This window comes from Enterococcus sp. M-BR2, assembly GCF_056612775.1.
The window spans coordinates 711930-734121 of sequence record NZ_CM152743.1; the positions used below are offsets into that span (position 1 = coordinate 711930).

Sequence of the window (22192 nt, forward strand, 5' to 3'; positions counted from 1 at the left end):
TGTATGTATACAATCAATTTTGTTTTTTTAAGATTTATATAAGACGAGAAAAAAAGTCAAAAAAACATGTGTATATTTTGACCAAAATTGACCAAAGAGATATAATAGTTTGTGTAAAGATCAAAGAAATAAGTGATCTTACCTTTAATTAGGAGGTATACCTGTATGAATATTGAGAAAATGACTACGACGCTTCAAGAAGCGATTGCTGAAGCTCAACAGATTGCGGTCACTCGAAAACACCAAGATATCGACATTGCCCATGTATGGAAAATCTTTTTACAACCTAATCATTTTGGTCGAAATTTCTATACGGATGCCGGATTGGATGTCGAATCTTTTGAACATGAAATCGATCGTCTACTGGATGAGTATCCAGTTGTTTCTGGTGGAAACGTCCAATATGGACAAAACCTCAGCCAGAATTTCTTTCGATTATTGAATGAAGCAGACCAAATACGTGAAAGCTTCGGCGACGAGTTTCTTTCAACGGAAGTCGTTATTTTAGCGTTGATGAAATTAAAAAATTATCCGTTAACTGTTTATTTGAATAAAAACGGATTATCTGAAAAAGAATTGCGTAAAAACATCGAAGAGATGAGAGGAGGAGAAAGGGTGACCTCGCAAAACCAAGAAGAACAATACAAAGCATTAGAAAAATACGGCGTTGATTTAGTACAGCAAGTCAAAAGTGGAAAAATGGATCCAATCATCGGTCGTGATGAAGAAATCCGTGATGTCATCCGTATTCTTTCACGAAAAACAAAAAATAATCCTGTTCTGATAGGAGAACCAGGTGTAGGTAAAACGGCGATCGTTGAAGGACTTGCTCAACGTATCGTACGCAAAGATGTGCCTGAAAATTTAAAAGATAAAACGATTTTTTCATTAGATATGGGTGCATTGATCGCTGGAGCAAAATTCCGCGGTGAATTTGAAGAAAGACTAAAAGCGGTCTTGAAAGAAGTCAAAAAAAGTGATGGGCGGATCCTCTTGTTCATTGATGAAATTCACAATATCGTAGGAGCAGGAAAAACAGAAGGAAGTATGGATGCCGGAAATCTGTTGAAACCAATGCTTGCTCGCGGTGAATTACATTTGATCGGTGCCACAACTTTAGATGAATACCGTCAATATATGGAAAAAGACAAAGCGTTGGAACGTCGCTTTCAAAAGGTATTAGTCAAAGAACCAACAGTGGAAGATACGATCAGTATTCTGCGTGGATTAAAAGAACGTTTTGAGATCCACCATGGTGTTAACATCCATGACAACGCACTGGTCGCAGCAGCTACTTTATCTGACCGTTATATTACTGATCGATTCTTACCAGACAAAGCAATCGATTTGATCGATGAAGCCAGTGCAACGATTCGGGTAGAAATGAACTCTATGCCAACGGAATTAGATCAAGTGACCAGACGTTTGATGCAGTTGGAAATCGAAGAAGCTGCACTGAAAAAAGAATCAGATGATGCAAGTAAAAAACGACTGAAAAATTTGCAAGAAGAATTAGCTGAACTTCGTGAAGAAGCAAATGCAATGAAGATGCAGTGGGAAACAGAAAAAGAAGAGGTCAATTCTGTTTCAGCAAAACGTGCTGAAATCGATAAAGCAAAACACGAATTAGAAGATGCAGAAAATAACTATGATCTGGAACGCGCTGCTGTATTGCGCCATGGTACGATACCTCAATTAGAAAAAGAATTGAAGGAACTAGAAACCAAAGCAAAAGACAGCGAGATCAAGATGGTTCAAGAGTCCGTTACCGAAAATGAAATTGCTCAAGTCGTTGGCAGATTAACGGGTATCCCCGTAACGAAACTTGTAGAAGGCGAACGAGAAAAACTGATTAAATTGAATGAAACGGTTCACAAACGAGTGATTGGTCAAGATGAAGCAGTTGATGCGGTCAGTGACGCGGTGATTCGTTCACGGGCTGGATTGCAAGACCCAAATCGTCCTCTAGGTTCTTTCCTTTTCCTAGGACCAACTGGTGTCGGAAAAACCGAATTAGCGAAAGCTTTAGCTGAGAACTTGTTTGACTCAGAAGATCATATGGTACGGATCGATATGAGTGAATATATGGAAAAACATGCTGTGTCTCGTCTAGTCGGAGCTCCTCCAGGCTATGTAGGTTACGAAGAAGGTGGACAATTAACGGAAGCTGTCAGACGAAATCCTTATACAATCGTCTTGTTGGATGAAATCGAAAAAGCGCATCCCGATGTCTTCAATATCTTGTTACAAGTCCTAGATGACGGACGCCTAACCGATTCAAAAGGGCGAGTAGTTGATTTCAAAAATACGGTTCTGATCATGACTAGCAATATCGGTTCACAGTTACTGTTGGAAGGTGTGACTGCTGATGGAACGATTCCAGAAGCAGTGGCTGAACAAGTCAACACGCTATTACGTGGAAACTTCAAACCAGAATTCTTGAACCGAATCGACGACACGATTTTATTTACACCATTGAGCCTAGACAACGTGAAAGGAATCGTTGACAAAATGGTGGCGCAATTGGCACAACGTCTGGAACATCAAGAAATCCTACTAACAATCAGTGATGAAGCCAAAACGTGGATCGCTGAAAATGCTTATGAACCAGCATATGGTGCCAGACCATTGAAACGATTTATCACTAAGGAAGTAGAAACACCATTAGCTAAAGAAATCGTTGCAGGGCATGTTATGCCTAAATCAAAAGTAACGATTACTTTACTTGATGGACAACTTCATTTCAAAACAGAAGAGCTAGAAGAAATCGTCTAATCTTCCATTGAGACTATAAAAGAAAAAGGGGTCTGACACAACTACTGTCAGACCTCCTTTTTTTCAAATAAACAGTGTTCCAGAAGTAGCTTTTTCGGATATAAGCCGAAATTTTTTGAGCTGTCCACTTCTGTCACGACCTTTGTTATTAAGTATTTTTCACTTTTTCTAATTTATAACTTTCAAAGTAACGCTCATCTTTTTTACTTTGAGACCAAGCAAACAATCCCATCAAGGCAGCCCCTATCGTATTTGTCAGCAAGTCGCCCATCGTATCCATCAATGCTGCTCGTCCAACAAACAGTGTGCCATCAGAAGCAGCAAAACGTTGAAGATTCATGCCTAAGAACTGGTCGCATAAGAATTCCCAGAACTCCCAAAACACGCCGCAAAGTCCAGCAAACGCAAAGCCGAATAAGAGGAACAACCAAGGACTGGTTTTTGATATCTCCGCATCTTTCATCAAGTAACCAATCAATCCATAGCCAAGAGCTGTCAGAACCATTGGACTCACTGCATGTAAGATTTTGTCCCAAAAAGAGATGATACTAATCAAATGCATCCCTGTACCTAAAAAGACAGAGATAAATAAGAAAAACCAGTAAAACAAAACGATTGCTGCTGGAATTTTAAGTTTGAAAACTGTCAAAATGACTTGTGGCATGAAAATCAATGCAATCCCTAATAAAGATTCCACGATAAATGTGATTCCTTGAGAAGTCGAATACTTTTGGGTGATAAATTCATAAAAATTATAACAGACAACGAATACACCAAAAGCAAGTAAAGCTATTTGAACCTTTTTGATTTCTTTAATCACTGAAAGTCCCTCCATCTAAAAATCTTTTTACTTCTGAAAGCAACTCAGTCTCTGAAGAAACCACTTTTCCGTTCAATTTGATCAGTCCTACTGTATATAAGTTCAGATAGTGAAATTGATTCTCAGCTGTTTCCTGTAGCGCAGCGATTTTTTTCGGGTGGGCTCCGCCTTGCTGCCGGGTATCAGTATACAAGCCAATCACTGGGATACCTTTCGCATAAGCCACACCGATTTCTGATGCTACGCCAGCATCAATCGTCAATCCATCTAATAAAGCGATCATCAAATCGCTTTCCAGCACTTTTTCTGTATCTGCAAGAGCAATCATCCGACTGTCTGCATAAGCAGTTTTGTCATTGATTGCTTCATTTTCTTGAGGAAGATAAATTGAAAGTTTAGAAGAGATCGCTCTGACTTCTTTAACTATCTGCTCGTTATATAACAAATCACTTTTAGCAAACATTGGTGCGGCAAAATAAATTTTCATCTAAACATCATCCTTTTTATTAAAAATAATCGCTAAAGTAAGCTTCCATATTTGGAATAATACGCTCTAGTGACTTCAGTGTTTCTTCATCTGTTTCTAACCGTTCGATTCTTGCCAAATAAGAAGCACGTCGATAATTCATCATCAAGCATGTCAATGTTTGGATATTCAATCGAACAGGTTTTCCTATAGGTTCATTCAAGACACGGACTTGTCCTTGTTCATCCCATGTTAAGGCGAAGATGCCATTATTCCAAGGAGCGACAGGATCTTCAATGATGAAATGAAAAGCATCAGCTGTTCCAACAAACGGAAAATGTTGTAGGAATTCTTTTACATCAACGATCCGAGCCATAAAATATGGTTCGATCTGCTCTTTGATCTGACTGTCTTCAATCAAAAAAGCTAAGGGTTCATTTTTGTAAATATCTCCATGTACCCAGTAAATCATGGAAAAATGTGCGGAAATAAAGTTCCATAAGCCATTTCGAGCTTCTTGATCAAGATAGAACATTTCTTTTACGTGAAATATTTCTTCAGCTACCCAGTAGAATAGAACACCTCTTGGTTCATGATTGCTATCGTAGTAGACAGCGGCTGTGCGCTCATCTTCATTTTCGAAACGCCAATATTCTTCCCAATGAAAATTACTGCGGAATAAAGCACCATGGTTTCGTTGGGCAAATTTGTCATAAACGGCAAATACATCTGGATGATCAACTGGTAATCGTTCAACCATCCCACTTACTGGGACTTGTTTAGGTAGCTGTGTATCTCTGATTTTAAAGGAAAGTTTATCAGACATAATCTCCCATCCTTTGCGCCGATAATAGGGGATACTGTAAGGATACAAATAAGAGATCCATTGCTTGTTCTTGCGCATATTATCCAATGCAACGATGATTAAATCTTGCATCAATCCGTGGTTCGCATATTCTGGATAAGTTCCAACTCCAGTCACGCCTCCCATTTTATAACGTGCACCGTGAATATTGACTTCACAAGGATAGATAGCGATTTGAGAGATTAGTTTGTTTTCATGAAACCACCCGAACACTTTTGATACTTCTAAAATCGGTCTTTTGGAACGGATAAAAGCTCGTTTATTCTCAAACCCGCTTTCCTCGATATCTGCTTCAGTCACTTGGAACACATAGGAAAGTAATTCGTTGAACTGATCGATATGTTCTTGAGTGACTGGTTTTAATTCAAGATTTTCTCTAAAATCTTTTTGATCCATTTTTTCATCTCCATTTATTAGCTTGATAACAGTATAGCAAAATTCTACCAAAAAAACTTCTAAAGCTGACTAATTAAAAAGTCTTTAAATTACTGCTTTTCGTTGGTATAATGGAAAGTGCTGATTATATGAAAAGAGGAGACGCTATGGATATAAAGAAAATGAAAGAACGCCAAGAGCAGATTCGTAATTTTTCGATCATTGCTCATATCGACCATGGAAAATCTACATTGGCCGATCGTATTTTAGAAATGACGCACACTGTGACGTCTCGCGAAATGCAAGATCAGCTGTTAGACTCGATGGATTTGGAACGTGAACGTGGAATCACGATTAAATTAAATGCTGTAGAACTCAATTACACAGCGAAAAACGGAGAAACATATATCTTTCACTTGATCGACACTCCAGGGCACGTCGACTTCACCTATGAAGTCTCTCGAAGCCTTGCTGCCTGTGAAGGCGCCGTTTTAGTGGTTGATGCAGCCCAAGGAATCGAAGCACAAACATTGGCCAATGTTTATTTAGCGTTAGACAATGATTTGGAGATCCTGCCAGTCATCAATAAAATCGACCTACCCGCAGCAGATCCCGAACGTGTCCGTCAAGAAATCGAAGACGTAATCGGAATCGATGCTAGTGAAGCTGTATTAGCTAGTGCAAAAGCAGGGATTGGAATTGAAGATATTCTCGAGCAGATCGTGGAATATGTTCCAGCACCAAGTGGAGACTTAGATGCACCGCTAAAAGCTTTGATCTTTGATTCTATTTATGATAGTTACCGCGGTGTTGTTCTAAATGTCCGGATCACGGACGGTATGGTCAAACCCGGAGATAAAATCAAACTGATGAGTAATGGCAAAACATTTGATGTTACAGAAGTCGGGGTCTTCTCGCCAAAAGCAGTTGCTAGAGACTTTTTGATGGTCGGTGATGTTGGTTATATCACAGCAAGTATCAAAACTGTCCAAGATACTCGAGTAGGGGATACAGTAACATTAGCAGACAATCCTGCCGCTGAAGCTTTACCAGGTTACCGAAAAATGAATCCGATGGTTTATTGTGGTCTTTATCCAATTGATACTTCTCGTTACAACGATTTGCGGGAAGCTTTAGAAAAACTGCAATTGAACGATGCTGCTTTACAATTCGAACCAGAAACTTCTCAAGCATTGGGATTTGGGTTCCGCTGCGGGTTCTTAGGACTTCTTCATATGGATGTCGTCCAAGAACGTTTGGAACGAGAATTCAATCTAGAATTGATTACGACTGCACCATCCGTTATTTACCATGTTAATAAAACAGATGGTACGACTGCTACAGTTGATAACCCGGCAGATTTTCCTGAACCTGTAACGATCCAAGATGTAGAAGAACCATTTGTCAAAGCACAGATTATGGTGCCCAATGATTTTGTCGGTGCAGTCATGGAACTTTCTCAACGAAAACGTGGAGAATTCATTACGATGGATTATTTAGACGATTACCGAGTAAATGTCGTCTATAATATTCCGCTTTCTGAAATCGTCTTTGACTTTTTTGACAAATTGAAATCAAGTACAAAAGGCTATGCCTCATTGGATTATGAAATGTCTGGTTATCAAAAAAGCAAGTTAGTGAAGATGGACATCTTGCTGAATGGAGAAAAAGTCGATGCATTAAGCTTTATCGTTCACCGAGACTTTGCCTATGAACGTGGAAAAGCAATCGTTGAAAAACTGAAAAAACTAATCCCACGCCAACAATTTGAGGTGCCAATCCAAGCAGCTATTGGACAAAAAATCGTTGCCCGTTCAGACATCAAGGCCTTGCGTAAAAACGTCTTGGCTAAATGTTATGGTGGAGATGTTTCTCGTAAACGTAAACTCTTAGAGAAACAAAAAGAAGGGAAGAAGCGGATGAAACAAATCGGCTCCGTCGAAGTTCCGCAAGAAGCCTTCATGGCCGTTCTGAAAATGGACGAAGAAGAAAGTAAGAAGTAGTAAGAGGTCTATTTGACAATACTGAAAAAAATACCATATTTACATGGGTTTGCCACCGGAATGTCACCGGTGGTTTTTTTGTTGGTAAAATTCTCCATGATATCTACCATTTCAATTCTCATTTTATTTGTAATATGAGAATAGGTGTCCATCTAATCATGTTTTGGATGCCATGGAATCAGAGGATTAGTCGGAAACAACTTTGGATTAGTCAAAAGAATCCATGTATAAACTGAGTGATGTCGCTTAAGTTAGCGCAAAATTCTTAGCTGTTTTAAAAAATAGTTTGGCTATAATCTCTCAAAAAGTGTATTTATTCAAGTAACTTTTTCAGAAAAAATAGACTAGAAACAAAAAAAGCCAGCCCTAAGAGCTGGAAAACTTAATTTTTTGTATTCAGATAAATTAGTATGCAAATAAAAAATACTATCGAAAATACTAAACCAACTAAATAATTGGATAAAAAAAGGGGATCAGTATCTGAATCATCCCAAATCTGAATCATGAAATAGATAAATGGGAGGGATGAGACGATCAGTAAACAATCTTTTTTACGTCATGTTTTTAAACAATGTAGAACAATAATTTTATATGCACAAGTAACCCAGAATAAAATTTTATTAATAAATAACAAAGTTATATCCCCTTTATTTTTTCTCTTTTGCAATATATTTATCTTATCATTATTCATTGATTATGAGAAAAAAATGAGATTGAAGGGGGGAATCGGTAATAAAAGACTTATACAAAAATGAAGGGTTGCTTAGATACGTAGATTACTACAGTATAATAAGAACGGTTTCAAGCTATATGATCATTGATACATAAGTTCAGAAAATCGACTTAAAATGTTATTGATTAATGAGAATTGGAAAAACGGCAATGAATAAATCGAGTAAACAAGAATCGAACGTACTGAAGGCAACATTTGAAAAAGAATACGGAGTTTCTACAGAAGAAGTATATAAAGTGGCAAGTCAGGGTGTTGCTATTGCAAGTGAGGTTATTCGTAAGCTTGGATTTCTATATAAAATGATGCTCGTCAATGGGAGGGAGCGGAATGAAAAAAAAGACAGATGTTACGCTAGTAGTCATGGTATAGACGGTTTAATACTAGATATGCCGATAAAGTACCCTAATTAATTCGGATTGAAAGAATGATGAAATGCGATAGACAGCAACGGTTGAAAAATAGTAAGAACAATTATGAAGAGTTGAAATTCACATCCTTGTTTCCTAGTATGTTTTTACTATTTCCGTTGCTGTCTATTAATTTATAAACATCGGAGTTACGCATATTTAAAACACATCAATTACTTATTGTCAAAGATAGATATAATACGCATCAGCTTCCGAAGTAGCAGAATTTACCTTATGGAGTCCTTCTAATTTGATGTGGAGTTCTTTGGCAATTTCTTGAATATATTTGTTAAATATACTATTTTCTAATTTTAAATAATTAGCAATCTCTATAGAAATAACTTTTTTACATTCTTTTCCTATAAACTGAATATTAAACTGTCTTATTACACTGTTTCTATCACTTTCATTAGGAAAGCTACTTATCATCGATACATATTCTTTTATAGACATAAGAGTACTTTTTATCATTTGGAATTCATCCATAATTTCACCTTCTCTAATTATTTTAATTTTAATTTAATTATACATGATACTTTTGTTTCTATCCATTTTTTTGCTGAAGAGAAAATAAGGTAAGGAAAGTTTAGCGACTATCGCTAGGTGAAAAGATAAACAGCTTCTTTTTTATTTTTTAGTTACATAGACATTCAGAAAAAAAGACAATCAACTAGTGATCGTCTTTTAGAAAGTTACCAATCAATTTTATAATATTGCTAGAAAATAAGATAAGAGCAAGACCTAAAATATTTATAAAAAATTGAAATCTAAAAAAATAGCATTAAGGATAACAAGAATCATTTCGATGTATAATAATTAATCATTCTTATAAAGATATCGCAAAACAATGATGAAAAGAATAAGTGATAAAAACAACCCAACTACGTAAAAAAATAATGCTGAAAGCGATTGATAAAATGTATATTTCACTATTTTTATGATAAAAATTGCTGTAGGAAGAAAAGAAAGCATTAATATAACTGTTTTTCTAGAACGTTTAGTGAAGTAAAAAAAAGAGCTGATACCAATACAGACTGGAATCCAAAATAAAAGCATGCTAAATGTGACCACCGTATCATCTCCCATATCGTCTTATGTCAATTAGGATAATAGCACTTTATCAACTAATAACCAAATATTAAGGATAATAGTTCCGAATGGACTACAAACACACCAGAATGGAAAAAGTCAGAAAACCGGAACTAACTGAAATAAAAGCAAAGTTTAAAAAATACGGTGTTCCTACAGAAGCAGTGGATAAAATTGCGAGCAATTGTATTGCCGGCCATCATTCAGGTTGAAAAAGTAAGTAGTTAACGAAGAACAAAAAGAAAGTAGATAGATATGAGATTTTTAATCGGAGATCATACTCGTTCATTAAACAATTGTTGTGATTTTTCTGAAATTTTACATCTTTTAAACCTTATATCGAGTGATTATCCTTGTGTTAGTATTATATCCGTGTTACAGTAAATAAGTAATCTAATTTGAAACGTAATCTGAGCGATATATTCACACTATAAAAACTCCTTTTACCAAGTAATATTAATTGCAATAAAACACGTATTATATACGTATCAGGAGGAAATATATATGAATAAAGGTACAGTAAAATGGTTTAACTCAGATAAAGGTTTTGGTTTCATCACTGGTGAAGATGGAAATGACGTATTCGCTCATTTTTCAGCAATCCAAGGAGAAGGCTTTAAGTCTTTAGATGAAGGCCAAGCAGTTACTTATGATATTGAAGAAGGTCAACGCGGTCTTCAAGCAGTAAATATCGTAAAATAATGTTGAATGTTAACCGCCTCATATGAGGTGGTTTTTTTGTTTATGTTGGTAGAAAAAATCCTTCACTGTAATATTAGGTGAGGGATTTTTTTCGTTCATTGATTAAGTTTAACACTATTGTTTGATTTAGTTTGTTTATTTTCTGTTACTCAGTTTTTACTTGCTTTGATATTTTTTTCTGAAACCGTCAAATCATAAAGAAGATACTTTTCTGAGCAAAGGAATTTACATATTTTACCAAATATGGTTTAATGGTTTAAACGTATAAACCAAAGAGGTGAGCTACAATGATTAGACATGATCGTTTAAAAACAGAACTAGAATCATTGAGTGGTTTTTTAGCAGCGTTAGGTGACACAAAAAGACAATTGATCTTGATTAGACTATTAAATGAAAAAAGCTGTCATGGTTTGCAAGTAGGAGAACTAACTGACGATACAGGTTTATCAAGACCAGCAGTATCACACCACTTGAAAATTTTAAAAGACGCCGATTTATTAGAGGTCAGAGAAGAAGGAACTAAAAATTTTTACTATCTAAAACACGAAAATAAAAATATATACAAATTAAGAGATTTTTTGAATGATGTAATAACTGAAATAGAGGAGCTAAAAGACAGTGAAGAAAATTCTGATCGTTGAAACAAACGTCAATCAATATAAAGGAACAAATAAAGCTACTGGGCTTTGGCTAGGAGAAACAGTAGAATTTTTAGCAGAAATCTATAAATATCAGTTTGAAGCTGATTTTGTTAGTCCGTTAGGTGGCTATGTGCCGATTGATCCTAGAAGTATGAAAAATCTAGATTCTGATGTTATGGACATTTATTCTAATGCAACATTTATTGAAAAAGGTTTGAGGAATACGTTGTCTCCTGCAAACGTAAAGAGTGAAGATTATATTGCTATTTACTTTACCGGAGGACATGGTGTGATGTGGGATTTTCCAGAAAATAACGCATTACAAAAAATAGCGAGTGATATTTATGAATCAAATGGCTATGTATTATCTGTGTGCCACGGTATAGCAGGTTTATTGAATATCAGACTTGCTAATAATGACTATTTAATAGCAAATAAAAAATTGACTGGTTTTACTAAAACGGAGGAACGATTAGCGATGAAAAGCAAAGTAGTTCCTTTTGATAATGAAGAGATGACTGTAAAGAGAAAAGGACATTTTATCAAGAAGCGTTTCTTTAAGAGTCATGTGGTAAAGGATGGACATCTGATTACTGGACAAAACCCGTATTCAACAAGAGAACTAGCACGAACATTCATCAAGGAGGTTATCTAAATGCAAACAGTTATTGGTAGTAATGGCCAAATTGGATACGAATTAGCAAAAGAACTCAATCAAACGTACGGGAAACAGTTGCGCTTAGTTAGTCGAAATCCGAAATCAATCAACGATACAGACGAACTAATCTCAGCGGATATTTTAGATCGTGAGGCAACTATTCGTGCTGTAGCAGGAAGTGAGATTGTTTATTTTGCTGCAGGATTACCGATGGACTCCGAACAGTGGAAAACAAAATTTGAAATCATGTTAGAAAATGTCATACAGGCTTGTAAAGAAACAAAGGCGAAATTAGTTTTTTTCGATAACACTTATATGTACGAAAAAAATGACACGGAACAATTTGAGGATAGCAAATTTATTTATGATGGTATCAAATCCACTGTTCGAGCTAAAATGGCAGATCGGCTAGTGACTGAAATGGAGAATCCTGACATCGATGTGATGATTTGTCGCGCTCCTGAATTTTATGGACCTAATAAGACGCAAAGTATTACAAACAGTTTATTGTTTAACCGAGTGAAAGACGATAAGACTGCTTTGGTACCAATTTCTGATCAAACTTTAAGGACCTTGATTTGGACACCTGATGCTAGTAAAGCCATGGCACTTTTAGCAAATCATCCTGACACTTATAACCAAACTTGGCATCTACCTTGTGATGTAAGTCGAACATATGAAGAGATGATAAAGTTGATGGAAGAAAAGTTGTGCAAACCGGTAAAATATAAAGTGATCAAACAATGGATGTTTGATCTTGGTTCTATATTCAATAAAAATATGCAAGAGCTAAAAGAGTTACTACCTAGATATCATTATGATAACAAGTTTAATTCTGATAAATTTAAAAAGAAATTTCCAGATTTTGAAATAACAACATTCTCCAATGCGTTAGACGAATTATTCAAATTAGAAAAGTAATGCTACTCGAGAGAAAAAGCGATAGTTGCCATCCACTAAATATGGAAAGTCAACTATCGCTTTTTCGTTTTATCTCATGACTAGAATAACAGTTGCCAAGTAAAGCCAAACTTGTCAGTCACCCAGCAAACTTCCGTATACTTTTCGTAATTTTTTTTATGCATCATTACGGTTCCGCTATCTTTTAATGTATTAAATGCCTGATCAAATTCTTCCTGATTATCTACTTCAATCAAAATGGTAGATGCCCAGGTGGAGACAGGCGCAGGGAAATCTTTTGACATATCCAAAAATCCAATTACTTGATTGCCTAACTTAAGTTCACCTTCAAGGATAAGATCCGATTCCTCTTTGCTCGCATCCCCATACCGATTCAACTTAGTGATTTGGGAGTTAGGAAAAGCTTTGTGATACCAATTGATTGCTTCTTCTGCTTGACCATTATATGTCAAAAACGGTAATAGTTGCTTCATCTTTTTCCCTCCTGCTTCCTTTTTTGAGATCGATTGCAAAGCGATTGTAACATGGAATGGGTAAAAAAGACTAAAGACAGGAACTGAATCGAAATGGTCATTCATCAGTCTAGTATTTATATAAAAAGGCAGACAGCAAATATAATAGGGCAATATGTGCCGGATAAAAAATATAAAAGAAATATTTTATTCCTTTTCCTTTTTGTCCGTTATATAGCAAGATTGGGATGATTGAAAAGATCATTATCCACTGGGTCGTACCTAAAAAGAAGAATATTCCAGCAACAATCGAAATGATGACACATTGAATGTTACGATGATTTCTTGCTAAATAAAGCAAAGGAATCAAAAGAACCATAAAACTATTTTCTGCCAAAAGCAGTGCAGGTAAAAATGATGTAATCAGCATAAAAACAACTTTGCTTTGAAGGATAACAGGACTAGAAAATAACAACGGGATAAATAATGAGAGCAAGATTGGTAAAATGAATAAGAGAATACTTGTAACAATCTTTTTCCAACTTCCTGTATTTTTTCCCTCAGTGAAAAGATCGATTGCATACATCATGACCGTACCAATAAACAGATCTCTGAAAATGTTATTCATTAATACTACTTCATCATAATGAACGATATTACCTAAAAAATAAGTAAAAAAGGCCATAAGAAGCATTGAGAGATAAAGCCGCTGCATATATTTCTTTTTATCATGTGTATGTGAGAAGCCTACAACGCTTATAAAAAAGAACAAAGTAGCAACTGGTCTACCAAACCAATCCAGCCAGTCGGGGACACCAAACGGATAAAACATTTGATGAATGTGATCGACAAACATCAATGTAATCCCTAAAATTTTCAAGTCAAAGGTAGAAAGTCCTCTTTTCAAACGAACAGTATTCAAATTTTCCCCTCCTAATGATTAAATAAAGGAAACAAGTGACAATCACATTATTAATGAATTGAAGTAAGAAATACAATCGAAAAGTCGAACATTTTTGTCATGTGAATCACTGCAAAAATCAAAACAAAGTAGAAATTATCTTTGGAATATCAGAGAATGAGGGGGGGAAAATAGTATGTAACTATAATTAAATGATGTAAACTTATAATTTGCAAATAATTTCTATGCCAATGTATCACGAACCTAAAAGTAATCCAAGGGAGCGTCAATAATTTTGTGTAAATGGTTCCTCCCTACTGTAGATTGTTTCTAATTCTCCATCGGTTGACTCAGCATTTGTTCGAGCTCGCCTTCGGCCTGTTGGAAACCTTTATGACTGCGACCTAGGAATTTTTGGTTATAAGTATCAAAAGACGAGACTAAGAAACGTTCCATCGACTCTTCATTTTGGAACTGTTCCTTGCGGTGGCTGTATTTCTTGATTTGCTTATTAAAGGATTCAATCAAGTTCGTAGAGTAAATAGTCTTGCGTATGGCTAATGGGAAATCATAGAAAGTGAGCAGGTAATCGTTCGAAAGGATCGATTCCACCATTTTTGGATAGCTGATTTTCCATTTTTCCGCAAAAACACCACGTGCTTCCAATGCCGCCTTTTTAGATGACGCTTGATACACCATTTTAAAATCATCACAGACTTCCTTACGATCATCGACACGCACTTTGTGACTGATATTACGGGAAACGTGCACACAGCAATGTTGAAAACGGGCTTTGGGGTAGAACCGCTCACGGCCCCTGCCACCCCCTTTAAGCCATCCGTGATGAAAAGGAGGACGTTTTTCACGCCACGTTCCTGGAGGTCTATTAAAATCTCTTCCCAAATCGTGATCGATTCAGTTGGTGCAATCGCATAGCTCAATACTTCCTTTGATCCGTCCGGGCGAATGCCAACTGCGATATGAATGGCTTCCTTGGCGACGGTTTTCCGCTTTAAAGGGATATAGGTTGCGTCCATATAAATAGCGGCATAACGGTCATGAAGCTCACGTTCCTTAAATGAAGTGACTTCTTCCGTAAATGATTTAGTCATATTGGACATGGTTTGGGGCGTGTAGTGATGCCCATACATTTTCTCAATCAAGTCTGCGATTTCCGACATGGTAATACCTTTTCGGAAGAGGTGAATGACGGTCTCCTCTAAGGTATCATTCGTCCGTCTATAAGCAGGAACAGTCTGTTGCTTGAACTCGCCGTTGCGGTCGCGCGGAATCTGGAGATAAAGTTCCCCGTACTCGGTCTTGACCGTACGGTCATAGGAGCCGTTACGAGAATTACCCGTGTTAAAACCAATGCGATCGTACTTTTCGTAATCGAGGAAAGCCGTTAACTCCGTTTTGAGAAGCGTATTGACAGCTTTTTCCAAATGGACACGGAATAATTCATTCAAATCGCCTTTGTTCGCTAGAGTCTTTAGAATTTCTGTAGTAAAATCGTTCATATGGAAGTCCTCTTTTCTGTGAATGTGTTGTGGTAACTCTATTCTACAGAAGGGACTTCCTTTTTTCTATTTACACAAAATATTTTACACTCTCTAATCCAATTTGTCTAAACGTTTATCTATAATAAAAATGTGCGAAATACCGCACTTTTTTATCTTTTTATTTGGTTTTAATGCAAAAAATCAAGTTACAAGATTAGTTGGGACAAACGTGTTTATACATTATTTTTTATTCAAAAAAATAGCACAATGGCAAAGAACATAAGTGAGAGCATAGGCCCCAAGGAATGACTAAAAAGAAAAGCAGAATCACATGCCATGTCATCCTAAATTTCTTCCAGAAAATAAATAAGCGGAAAAAAGGGAAGAAACAGCAAAACATCGATCCAGCACCATTTTCCCCCCTTTTTGAAGTAACATAAAACAATAAACATGAATGTGCAGGGAAGTAAAAATAAAGCTTTACTCATAGCTAACAAAATACCAGCTCCTTTTATTCTTTATCCCTCACATTCAAAGAGTAACAATGGTATGTACTTAATAATAGAAAAATGGATCAACTTGTATGAATATCAAATGAAAAGTTCTACGCCAAAATAAAAAACTTCCAGCCAATTTTGACTGGAAGCTTATTTTTTCTGAAATATCCTAACACACAAATGAAAAAGATGGCCGAAGCTAATAAACCGATTTCGTAGTAAAACAATGAAATACCAGAGTCATAATAATAAAAGCCTCTGATTTTATGGATAAAATAAATCATCGGACAAGCAGATAAAAGTAAGTATTTGTTCGGTTTTTTGAATAAGTAAAAGAAAATACTGGTCATTATGATGAATGGTATCCAAAATAAAAGTTTACTTAAGACAATCAAATGATCAACTCCCATATTTTTTACCAAGAGAGATCATACCATCTTTATCGCCAAAACAAAATATTTTTTTGTATCGTTTGAAATTTTAATTAGGATTATTGAATTAGTTCTGAATAACTATAAATTTCAATTAGAAATCACTTGTTCTTATCAAAAATAAAAATATCGCCTCTCATTTATTGAGAGGCGAAAGTTCTTAGTTTAACTCAATTTTTTTCGTTTCTTTTGGATGATGCGCCGTTTTAGGTAATGCTAATTTCAGTACACCATTTTTAAAGGTTCCGGTGATTTTTTCTTCATCAACATCAGGAAGATAGAATGAACGTTTGTAAGAGACCGAATGTCTTTCTTTCCGTACATAGTTGCCATTTTCTTTATCTTCCGTATGGGACTCGTGGTTGGCGGAGATCGTCAAAGTATTGTCTGAATATTCAACTGTCGTGTCTTCTTTGTCACAGCCAGGCATATCAGCTGTTAGTTTGTATTCTTTTTCGTTTTCAACTAAATCTACTTTTGGATAACTTGAAACACCTAAAAAATCATTGAACGCTGGACTAAACACATCATTGAAATCAGGGAACATGTCGCGAATGCTAGGTACATTTGCCATTTTTGATCATCCTTTCAATAGAGTATTTTTTATTTATCCCTATTTATGTAATAACTCTATTTTGAAAAAAATTCAAGTATAACGCTTGTCTTTGTGAATGTTTCATCTAGTGAATTACAAAGGTTATCTTTCTAATTTGAGAAAGGGTTTGCTAGAATAATAGTAAGAAAATAATTTAGAGAGGAGAAAATATGGCAAAAACCACAAATCCCTATTGGCGAGAAGAAAGCAGAATCTATCATTTAGAATTAGAAATCGCTAGGACAAGCAATCCACAAAAGAAACGTGAACTCGGCTATCTTTTAGAAAAAGAAAAAACAGCTTTGCAGCAACGAAAATGGCGAGATCGAGAAGCGCGAAATTACCAAATAAAAACGATACGTAAAACCCGTAGAAGAAAAATCGTCTATTACACATGTTGTATAGCAGGAATCATCATCGTGTCATTTTTTATAATAAGCAAATTCTTTTACCCAAATGTAGAAAAATTGGATTTAGAAAACCATCCGGCGACTAATTTTATTACACAACTGACAAAAAGCGAAGTAGATACCACAAATTTAACAAGAGAGCAAGTAGAGAAGTGGGCATACTATCATTTGAAGTTAGAAGATCCCACTATTGTAAGCGCTAACCATTATTGGTTTGACGTTCGTATCAATCAAGTTAGAGAAGTAGAAGTAGATATTTTTATGGAAGAAGTAGCTGTAGCAAACTATGTAGTTGACGCAAATGGTCACTTATATCGTATGACTGCATCTGACAAAAAATGGTGGCGAATAAATGGGACGTACCAGAGAATTTTGAAATAGAAAACGCGAACGATTGAGATACTCGTTCGCGTTTTTCAAAATAAAATAGCGTTAAAACACACAATGAACAGACAGAAATGTGAAATTTTCTATATCATCAAAACGGTGTGCCGTACGCATCAGTAATCAAGATCACTCCATCGGGGGAAACTCGATAGAAACCGACACTTCCTGATCCTCCTTGGGCACGAGTCTGCTTGCTAGAAGTCGTGAACAAATAATCTTGATCGATTTTTTGATAAAAGCTAGTAACGATATCTTCACTTTGTAATTCGAAACGATGGGCAATAAGAAATAGAAGTGCTTCATCAGAGTTTTCCAATGGAAGAGAAGGTTCAGTTCTTTCTTGCATTTCAGATGTTGAAGAAATGGTAGACGACTGAATGCTTGATTGGCTATATTGAGAATCTACATTATTAGTAGAAGTATTAGTAATGGAAGCAGTAGAAGTACTTTTAGTTGAACCGACCACAGGTGTTGAATTGGTTAGTGAAGATTCATTGATAGAATTCTTTGTAGCATTTCCACAGGCTGAAAAAAGTAGTACAACCCCTAACAATCCTACGTAAATCCCTTTATTCATGATGGTACCTCCTAAAATAGATTATCTTGATTCAGTATACCACTTTCCATGTGGAATCAGATGACTTCAAATAAAAAAACCTTCCCACTAATGGGAAGGTTCATGAAGATAATTGCTTTTTTAATAATTATAGCTTTCTAATATCTTTCATCAACTTTTCTAGTAATCATAGGGAAAAATTTCAAGCAGTAAATCGCACAAATACCTACGATGATATAAATGATCTTCGCAAAAATAGTTGTTGAACCACCAGCAATCATAGCTACTAAATCAAATTCGAACAAGCCTACCAACAACCAGTTCAGCCCTCCCACAATCAATAAAGTTAATGCAATAGCATCTAAAGTTTTCATTAGAATTCTCCTTTCTTAAATGATAAAACAATTATATATCAAAAAGAAAAACATTGCTTATATAACGCTCAGGGATTTTAGCAAATGATGCAAAAAGAGGAAAAACAAGTAAAGGTATCGCAGATAATGCCTTCAATCAAAAAAAGAAATAGACTTACAAAACGTCTGATTTTCAACATTGACAGTCAGAAATACTTGATGAGCTCCGATGAGGGATGAGGAATGACTTGCGGACTCACTTATCCATAAAATAAACGATAGCCTTCTCGAAAACTCGAGAAGGCTATCTGACGATTCAATATTCATTAATTTAAAGTTTCGGTGACTATTACTAACTATTACTTATTTCTCATTTAAACGATGTATTCCCTAACCTCTAATACATCCTTGTAACTCTGAAGTTACGCCAGTTTTGAATAAATTTCATAAAAACAAATGAAAAGTGTCGCATAAAAATATCTTTCGTGTTTCTTTAGTATAACAGAACAAGAAGAAAAAGTCCATAAGGGATATTTTTAGCTCGTTTTAAAATAACTTTTTAAACAGGTTTAAGTTTGCTATACTTGTTTTTGAGGTGATTTGGCAAGTGAAAAAAAAGATTGGAATAGTAATGCTATTCACTGTTTTATTAACAGGATGTGTTTCATTAGCAAATAATTGGTTGGAACATGAAGGTACTTACTTAGTGGCTCATCGTGGCGCACACATTATTGCGCCTGAGAATACGGTGGAGAGTATCCATCAAGCAAAAATATTAGGCTACCAAGCAGTCGAGATTGATGTTCGGACAAGTAGAGACGGCGTGAATTTTTTGATGCATGATGACACATTGGATCGAACAACAGATGGAACGGGGAAACCAGAGACATACACGATCAAACAACTAAAGAAGTTTAATTTAGATACGAAAAACTATCCAGAATACGTAAATAAAAAAGTTAAGATACCTACTTTTGAAGAAGCCGTAAAGGAAATCAAAAAAAATAACTTGATTGTCAACGTGGATGGTTCAAAAGGAAACTGGCAGGATGAACATTTTGTTAATGACATCGTAAACACGCTAAAACAAAATAGTGTGTATGAACGTTCATTTTTTGTACTGACGGATAAAAAGATCCGAGACGAAGTCGTAAAGAATCATCCTGACTGCACAGTATCTTGGTTATATGACCAAAAAAATAAACTTGAAGATGAGATTGAACAAGTAAAAAGTTATAAAAAAGCGTTGCTCTCAGTATCTAATGATGCTGCTACAGAAGAAACAATCAATAAACTAAATAAATCTGGAATCGAGTATCAAGTGTATGGGGTAAATGACGTTAAACGATTTGAAGTGTTAAAAAAATCATCCGTTCCAATCGTAGAAACGGATGAAATCAATCCTAGTGATTTATAAACATAATATATTCATTTTATGTAATTATTCATCTTTATATCCATTTTTGAACCTAGGTCGTCAAGTTGACTTAGGTTTTTTTATATAGCATGTTCATAAATAAAAAAACTTCTTTTTTATTTTATATTGATATGATTGTGATAAATTCAGTTACTTGTTTTGGTATGGAACTTGTTTTGGTATGGAAAAAAATAACCCGCATGAGGTCGTGGCAGAAGTGTTCATCTTTAAGAAATAAGAAGTAATTTCCGAAACTTGCTTGCCACATCCCCAATCGGGTCAAACTTGTTTATTTGAATATATTTTTTACATAAGGATCTTTAATAGTTACATTGTCTTTTTTCATCACTTTATGGATTGTTTTATCCATGAATTCCGTATCAAGGGTTTTTGTTTCCGTGGCGATTTTTTCTAGCTCTGATTTGTATTTATCTTTATTGGCACCTTTATCCTGTTTTTTTACCATTTTTACTAGATAATAGCTTTGCTGATAAGTCGTTGGATCTGTTACAGGAATGATATCAGAAACTTCCCCGTTGTTTAATTGAAATGCTGCTTTTTTTACTTCAGTAGGAATCCCTGGATTGGTTGAATCAAATTTCATTTTTCCATCAGTTTCCTTTAGTGTTTTATTTTTTCCATAAGCTTGAACAAGCTTGGAGAAATTTTCCCCTTCATTTACTTCTTTTTTTGCATTATCTGCTTCTTCTTTAGTCGAAAATGGGATGATCTGTGTACTAACTTCTGGATGGAATTCTTTCCAAGCAGTGTCTAGATCTTTATCTGTTAATTTTACATTGGCTTTCAAACCGTACTGGAAAGCCAGCATCTGTTTCAAAAGTTTCTTATATGTCTCTTCCGTTTGGCCAACTGCTTTTAATTGTTCCTTGTAGTTTGGACCAAGTTTTTTGATTTGCTCATTATATTCTTTTGTTACTTCCTTTGAAGAAATCTCTTTTCCGTATACATCATCAAACGCTTTGAAGACGATCATTTTTCTTAATAGTGTTTGATTGTTTGATTTAACTTTTGGGTTATCATAAAAATCCTGAACTGTAAGTGTTCCACCTTTAAACGTTGCAATTGTTTCATTGGACTTGCTACAACCTGAGAATAGTAAAATAGCAAATCCTGAAAGGCACATAATCAGTAGTTGTTTTTTCAAAAAATTTCCCATCCTTTCCTTATTAAAGACAGTCTAACAGAAGAACCAGGCAGACAGTCTTTCATTTTCGTAAGGTTGCTGTAGACATTCTTAGTTCGTAAAAATCTTTTCTCTCTATGATGGAGAACATTTAGATATTTTTCACGAGACAAGAAAGAAAAGGGTTATTACACTTAATATAAAGGAGGGATGAAAGATGATCAGGATTATTCGATTGATTGGATCTGTTTTAATAGTCTTAGTTGGTTTTGTTTTAGGAATTCTTGTCAATAATGCACTTGCGGATATGTTTCTTGGAGACAGTGAATGGATTGGAGCAATTGCTGGTACGGTTGGACATTTAGTTGTTTTTTTACTAGCTTTATTTCTTGCTAGTAAGGTAGAAGGGAAAAAAGTGGAAGATTATGGTATTTCTGGACGAGGAAAAGACTGGGGATATTTAGCGGGAGGTCTCGTTGGTGGAATTGGAGTGTTTCTGCTTATTACTAGTCCATTATATTTGATAGGGGCGTATCGGTTAGATTCAGGAAACGCAAATATTGTGCCGCTGATCACGAGTTTTATTTTATTTATTGCAGTGGGGTATCCGAAGAGCTTTTATTCCGTGGCTTTTTTCAGCACCAGCTGCTTAGATTTGGTCCATTAATAGCAATGATTGGATCTGCTGCATTATTTGCTCTTTTACACGGATTGAATCCTAACATGACATTTCTGGCAGTTTTCAATATCTTTTTAGCAGGTTGCTTTTTCAGTGCACTTATCTACAGTACAGAAAGTTTATTTACGGCCATCGGTGCTCACATTACTTGGAATTGGACACAAGGAGTTATTTTAGGTATACCAGTCAGCGGAACGTAAGAACAAGGTTTTTTCTCCACTCTGGTCCAATCGCAAAACACAATAATTACTGGGGGAAACTTTGGGGCTGAAGCGTCTATATCGACTACATTATTCTTGTTAGTCTTGATTGTTGGTTTGTTACTCTATGCATATAAAACAAAGCGAATGAAGAAACATACTGCTGTTTATCAATAAAAGATGAAGAAAGCAAGGCTGATATCGGTCTTGCTT

22 protein-coding genes and 3 pseudogenes are annotated in these 22192 nt (G+C 35.5%); 11 read left to right on the plus strand and 14 right to left on the minus strand.

Annotated features, from left to right (window positions below):
* Nucleotides 1-165 precede the first annotated feature (165 nt).
* The gene (gene clpB, locus AC1F25_RS03455; RefSeq protein ID WP_479994257.1) at nt 166-2775 is read left to right on the plus strand and encodes an ATP-dependent chaperone ClpB; all 2610 of its coding nucleotides are present in this window, start codon (nt 166-168) and stop codon (nt 2773-2775) included.
* 148 nt (nt 2776-2923) lie between these two features.
* Here clpB and AC1F25_RS03460 read toward each other — a convergent pair whose 3' ends face one another.
* Genes AC1F25_RS03460 through AC1F25_RS03470 form a run of 3 tightly spaced genes read right to left on the minus strand, consistent with a single transcriptional unit; the run spans nt 2924 to nt 5322 of the window.
* The gene (locus AC1F25_RS03460; RefSeq protein WP_002316308.1) at nt 2924-3610 is read right to left on the minus strand and encodes a DUF2238 domain-containing protein; all 687 of its coding nucleotides are present in this window, start codon (nt 3608-3610) and stop codon (nt 2924-2926) included.
* Nucleotides 3588-4082, minus strand: a complete 495-nt coding sequence (locus tag AC1F25_RS03465) for a nucleoside 2-deoxyribosyltransferase (protein ID WP_002291949.1) — start codon at nt 4080-4082, stop codon at nt 3588-3590. The genes AC1F25_RS03460 and AC1F25_RS03465 overlap by 23 nt, the downstream gene beginning before the upstream one ends.
* A 19-nt stretch (nt 4083-4101) precedes the next feature.
* Nucleotides 4102-5322, minus strand: a complete 1221-nt coding sequence (locus AC1F25_RS03470) for a GNAT family N-acetyltransferase (RefSeq protein WP_002291948.1) — start codon at nt 5320-5322, stop codon at nt 4102-4104.
* A gap of 146 nt (nt 5323-5468) precedes the next feature.
* Here AC1F25_RS03470 and lepA point away from each other — a divergent pair, with 146 nt between their 5' ends.
* Both lepA and AC1F25_RS03480 read left to right on the plus strand, forming a co-directional pair.
* Nucleotides 5469-7304 carry a translation elongation factor 4 gene (lepA, locus tag AC1F25_RS03475; protein ID WP_002291945.1) on the plus strand — a complete coding sequence of 612 codons (1836 nt, stop codon included), beginning with the start codon at nt 5469-5471 and terminating at the stop codon, nt 7302-7304.
* Nucleotides 7305-8186: 882 nt separating this feature from the next.
* Entirely contained in the window at nt 8187-8447 is a 261-nt protein-coding gene (locus tag AC1F25_RS03480) for a hypothetical protein (RefSeq protein WP_002329257.1), read from the plus strand.
* 180 nt (nt 8448-8627) lie between these two features.
* Here AC1F25_RS03480 and AC1F25_RS03485 read toward each other — a convergent pair whose 3' ends face one another.
* Both AC1F25_RS03485 and AC1F25_RS03490 read right to left on the minus strand, forming a co-directional pair.
* Nucleotides 8628-8930, minus strand: a complete 303-nt coding sequence (locus AC1F25_RS03485) for a hypothetical protein (RefSeq protein ID WP_002313710.1) — start codon at nt 8928-8930, stop codon at nt 8628-8630.
* A gap of 330 nt (nt 8931-9260) precedes the next feature.
* A complete protein-coding gene (locus AC1F25_RS03490; RefSeq protein ID WP_002306574.1) occupies nt 9261-9515 on the minus strand; it encodes a hypothetical protein in 255 nt (84 codons plus the stop codon).
* A gap of 107 nt (nt 9516-9622) precedes the next feature.
* Here AC1F25_RS03490 and AC1F25_RS03495 point away from each other — a divergent pair, with 107 nt between their 5' ends.
* The 5 genes from AC1F25_RS03495 (at nt 9623) to AC1F25_RS03515 (ending at nt 12455) form a co-directional block, all read left to right on the plus strand.
* A complete protein-coding gene (locus AC1F25_RS03495; protein WP_016629004.1) occupies nt 9623-9745 on the plus strand; it encodes a hypothetical protein in 123 nt (40 codons plus the stop codon).
* 292 nt (nt 9746-10037) lie between these two features.
* Nucleotides 10038-10235 (plus strand): cold-shock protein, encoded by a 198-nt coding sequence (locus AC1F25_RS03500; RefSeq protein WP_002291933.1) that lies wholly within the window; start codon nt 10038-10040, stop codon nt 10233-10235.
* Between the two features lie 287 nt (nt 10236-10522).
* On the plus strand, nt 10523-10876 hold the full coding sequence (locus tag AC1F25_RS03505) for an ArsR/SmtB family transcription factor (RefSeq protein ID WP_002306577.1): 354 nt from the start codon (nt 10523-10525) through the stop codon (nt 10874-10876).
* Nucleotides 10854-11531: a type 1 glutamine amidotransferase domain-containing protein gene (locus tag AC1F25_RS03510; RefSeq protein WP_002291929.1), complete on the plus strand. Its 678-nt coding sequence runs from the start codon at nt 10854-10856 to the stop codon at nt 11529-11531. The genes AC1F25_RS03505 and AC1F25_RS03510 overlap by 23 nt, the downstream gene beginning before the upstream one ends.
* A complete protein-coding gene (locus AC1F25_RS03515) occupies nt 11532-12455 on the plus strand; it encodes an NAD-dependent epimerase/dehydratase family protein (protein WP_002291928.1) in 924 nt (307 codons plus the stop codon).
* 80 nt (nt 12456-12535) lie between these two features.
* Here the strand turns inward: AC1F25_RS03515 and AC1F25_RS03520 are convergent, their stop codons facing one another.
* From AC1F25_RS03520 to AC1F25_RS03545, 6 genes and pseudogenes are all read right to left on the minus strand, one after another.
* Nucleotides 12536-12928 carry a VOC family protein gene (locus AC1F25_RS03520; RefSeq protein ID WP_479994258.1) on the minus strand — a complete coding sequence of 131 codons (393 nt, stop codon included), beginning with the start codon at nt 12926-12928 and terminating at the stop codon, nt 12536-12538.
* Between the two features lie 109 nt (nt 12929-13037).
* The gene (locus AC1F25_RS03525; protein WP_479994259.1) at nt 13038-13829 is read right to left on the minus strand and encodes a TraX family protein; all 792 of its coding nucleotides are present in this window, start codon (nt 13827-13829) and stop codon (nt 13038-13040) included.
* Nucleotides 13830-14138: 309 nt separating this feature from the next.
* A pseudogene (locus tag AC1F25_RS03530) lies at nt 14139-15328 on the minus strand (IS256 family transposase).
* 233 nt (nt 15329-15561) lie between these two features.
* A pseudogene (locus AC1F25_RS03535) lies at nt 15562-15798 on the minus strand (hypothetical protein).
* A 116-nt stretch (nt 15799-15914) separates the two neighbouring features.
* The gene (locus tag AC1F25_RS03540; protein ID WP_119365179.1) at nt 15915-16217 is read right to left on the minus strand and encodes a hypothetical protein; all 303 of its coding nucleotides are present in this window, start codon (nt 16215-16217) and stop codon (nt 15915-15917) included.
* A 181-nt stretch (nt 16218-16398) separates the two neighbouring features.
* A complete protein-coding gene (locus AC1F25_RS03545) occupies nt 16399-16812 on the minus strand; it encodes an Hsp20/alpha crystallin family protein (protein ID WP_002291922.1) in 414 nt (137 codons plus the stop codon).
* A 191-nt stretch (nt 16813-17003) separates the two neighbouring features.
* Between AC1F25_RS03545 and AC1F25_RS03550 the strand changes: the two genes are divergently transcribed.
* Complete coding sequence (locus AC1F25_RS03550; RefSeq protein ID WP_119364976.1) at nt 17004-17624, plus strand: hypothetical protein; 621 nt, start codon at nt 17004-17006, stop codon at nt 17622-17624.
* Nucleotides 17625-17721: 97 nt separating this feature from the next.
* On the opposite strand, the gene AC1F25_RS03555 is transcribed toward AC1F25_RS03550, so the two are convergent.
* Complete coding sequence (locus tag AC1F25_RS03555) at nt 17722-18207, minus strand: hypothetical protein (RefSeq protein ID WP_479994260.1); 486 nt, start codon at nt 18205-18207, stop codon at nt 17722-17724.
* A 137-nt stretch (nt 18208-18344) separates the two neighbouring features.
* On the minus strand, nt 18345-18560 hold the full coding sequence (locus AC1F25_RS03560; RefSeq protein ID WP_002293281.1) for a DUF378 domain-containing protein: 216 nt from the start codon (nt 18558-18560) through the stop codon (nt 18345-18347).
* A 610-nt stretch (nt 18561-19170) separates the two neighbouring features.
* Between AC1F25_RS03560 and AC1F25_RS03565 the strand changes: the two genes are divergently transcribed.
* A complete protein-coding gene (locus AC1F25_RS03565; protein WP_002329253.1) occupies nt 19171-19956 on the plus strand; it encodes a glycerophosphodiester phosphodiesterase in 786 nt (261 codons plus the stop codon).
* Nucleotides 19957-20245: 289 nt separating this feature from the next.
* Here AC1F25_RS03565 and AC1F25_RS03570 read toward each other — a convergent pair whose 3' ends face one another.
* Nucleotides 20246-21133 (minus strand): peptidylprolyl isomerase, encoded by an 888-nt coding sequence (locus AC1F25_RS03570; protein WP_002306584.1) that lies wholly within the window; start codon nt 21131-21133, stop codon nt 20246-20248.
* 184 nt (nt 21134-21317) lie between these two features.
* Between AC1F25_RS03570 and AC1F25_RS03575 the strand changes: the two are divergent.
* A pseudogene (locus tag AC1F25_RS03575) lies at nt 21318-22156 on the plus strand (CPBP family intramembrane glutamic endopeptidase).
* Nucleotides 22157-22192 lie beyond the last annotated feature (36 nt).

What these genes read in the sequence shown, in the direction of transcription:
- clpB (WP_479994257.1), top strand. Translation starts at nt 166, where the DNA reads ATGAATATTGAGAAAATGACTACGACGCTTCAAGAAGCGATTGCTGAA.
- AC1F25_RS03460 (WP_002316308.1), bottom strand. Translation starts at nt 3,610, where the DNA reads ATGGAGGGACTTTCAGTGATTAAAGAAATCAAAAAGGTTCAAATAGCT.
- AC1F25_RS03465 (WP_002291949.1), bottom strand. Translation starts at nt 4,082, where the DNA reads ATGAAAATTTATTTTGCCGCACCAATGTTTGCTAAAAGTGATTTGTTA.
- AC1F25_RS03470 (WP_002291948.1), bottom strand. Translation starts at nt 5,322, where the DNA reads ATGGATCAAAAAGATTTTAGAGAAAATCTTGAATTAAAACCAGTCACT.
- lepA (WP_002291945.1), top strand. Translation starts at nt 5,469, where the DNA reads ATGGATATAAAGAAAATGAAAGAACGCCAAGAGCAGATTCGTAATTTT.
- AC1F25_RS03480 (WP_002329257.1), top strand. Translation starts at nt 8,187, where the DNA reads ATGAATAAATCGAGTAAACAAGAATCGAACGTACTGAAGGCAACATTT.
- AC1F25_RS03485 (WP_002313710.1), bottom strand. Translation starts at nt 8,930, where the DNA reads ATGGATGAATTCCAAATGATAAAAAGTACTCTTATGTCTATAAAAGAA.
- AC1F25_RS03495 (WP_016629004.1), top strand. Translation starts at nt 9,623, where the DNA reads ATGGAAAAAGTCAGAAAACCGGAACTAACTGAAATAAAAGCAAAGTTT.
- AC1F25_RS03500 (WP_002291933.1), top strand. Translation starts at nt 10,038, where the DNA reads ATGAATAAAGGTACAGTAAAATGGTTTAACTCAGATAAAGGTTTTGGT.
- AC1F25_RS03505 (WP_002306577.1), top strand. Translation starts at nt 10,523, where the DNA reads ATGATTAGACATGATCGTTTAAAAACAGAACTAGAATCATTGAGTGGT.
- AC1F25_RS03515 (WP_002291928.1), top strand. Translation starts at nt 11,532, where the DNA reads ATGCAAACAGTTATTGGTAGTAATGGCCAAATTGGATACGAATTAGCA.
- AC1F25_RS03520 (WP_479994258.1), bottom strand. Translation starts at nt 12,928, where the DNA reads ATGAAGCAACTATTACCGTTTTTGACATATAATGGTCAAGCAGAAGAA.
- AC1F25_RS03540 (WP_119365179.1), bottom strand. Translation starts at nt 16,217, where the DNA reads ATGGGAGTTGATCATTTGATTGTCTTAAGTAAACTTTTATTTTGGATA.
- AC1F25_RS03545 (WP_002291922.1), bottom strand. Translation starts at nt 16,812, where the DNA reads ATGGCAAATGTACCTAGCATTCGCGACATGTTCCCTGATTTCAATGAT.
- AC1F25_RS03550 (WP_119364976.1), top strand. Translation starts at nt 17,004, where the DNA reads ATGGCAAAAACCACAAATCCCTATTGGCGAGAAGAAAGCAGAATCTAT.
- AC1F25_RS03555 (WP_479994260.1), bottom strand. Translation starts at nt 18,207, where the DNA reads ATGAATAAAGGGATTTACGTAGGATTGTTAGGGGTTGTACTACTTTTT.
- AC1F25_RS03560 (WP_002293281.1), bottom strand. Translation starts at nt 18,560, where the DNA reads ATGAAAACTTTAGATGCTATTGCATTAACTTTATTGATTGTGGGAGGG.
- AC1F25_RS03565 (WP_002329253.1), top strand. Translation starts at nt 19,171, where the DNA reads ATGCTATTCACTGTTTTATTAACAGGATGTGTTTCATTAGCAAATAAT.
- AC1F25_RS03570 (WP_002306584.1), bottom strand. Translation starts at nt 21,133, where the DNA reads ATGGGAAATTTTTTGAAAAAACAACTACTGATTATGTGCCTTTCAGGA.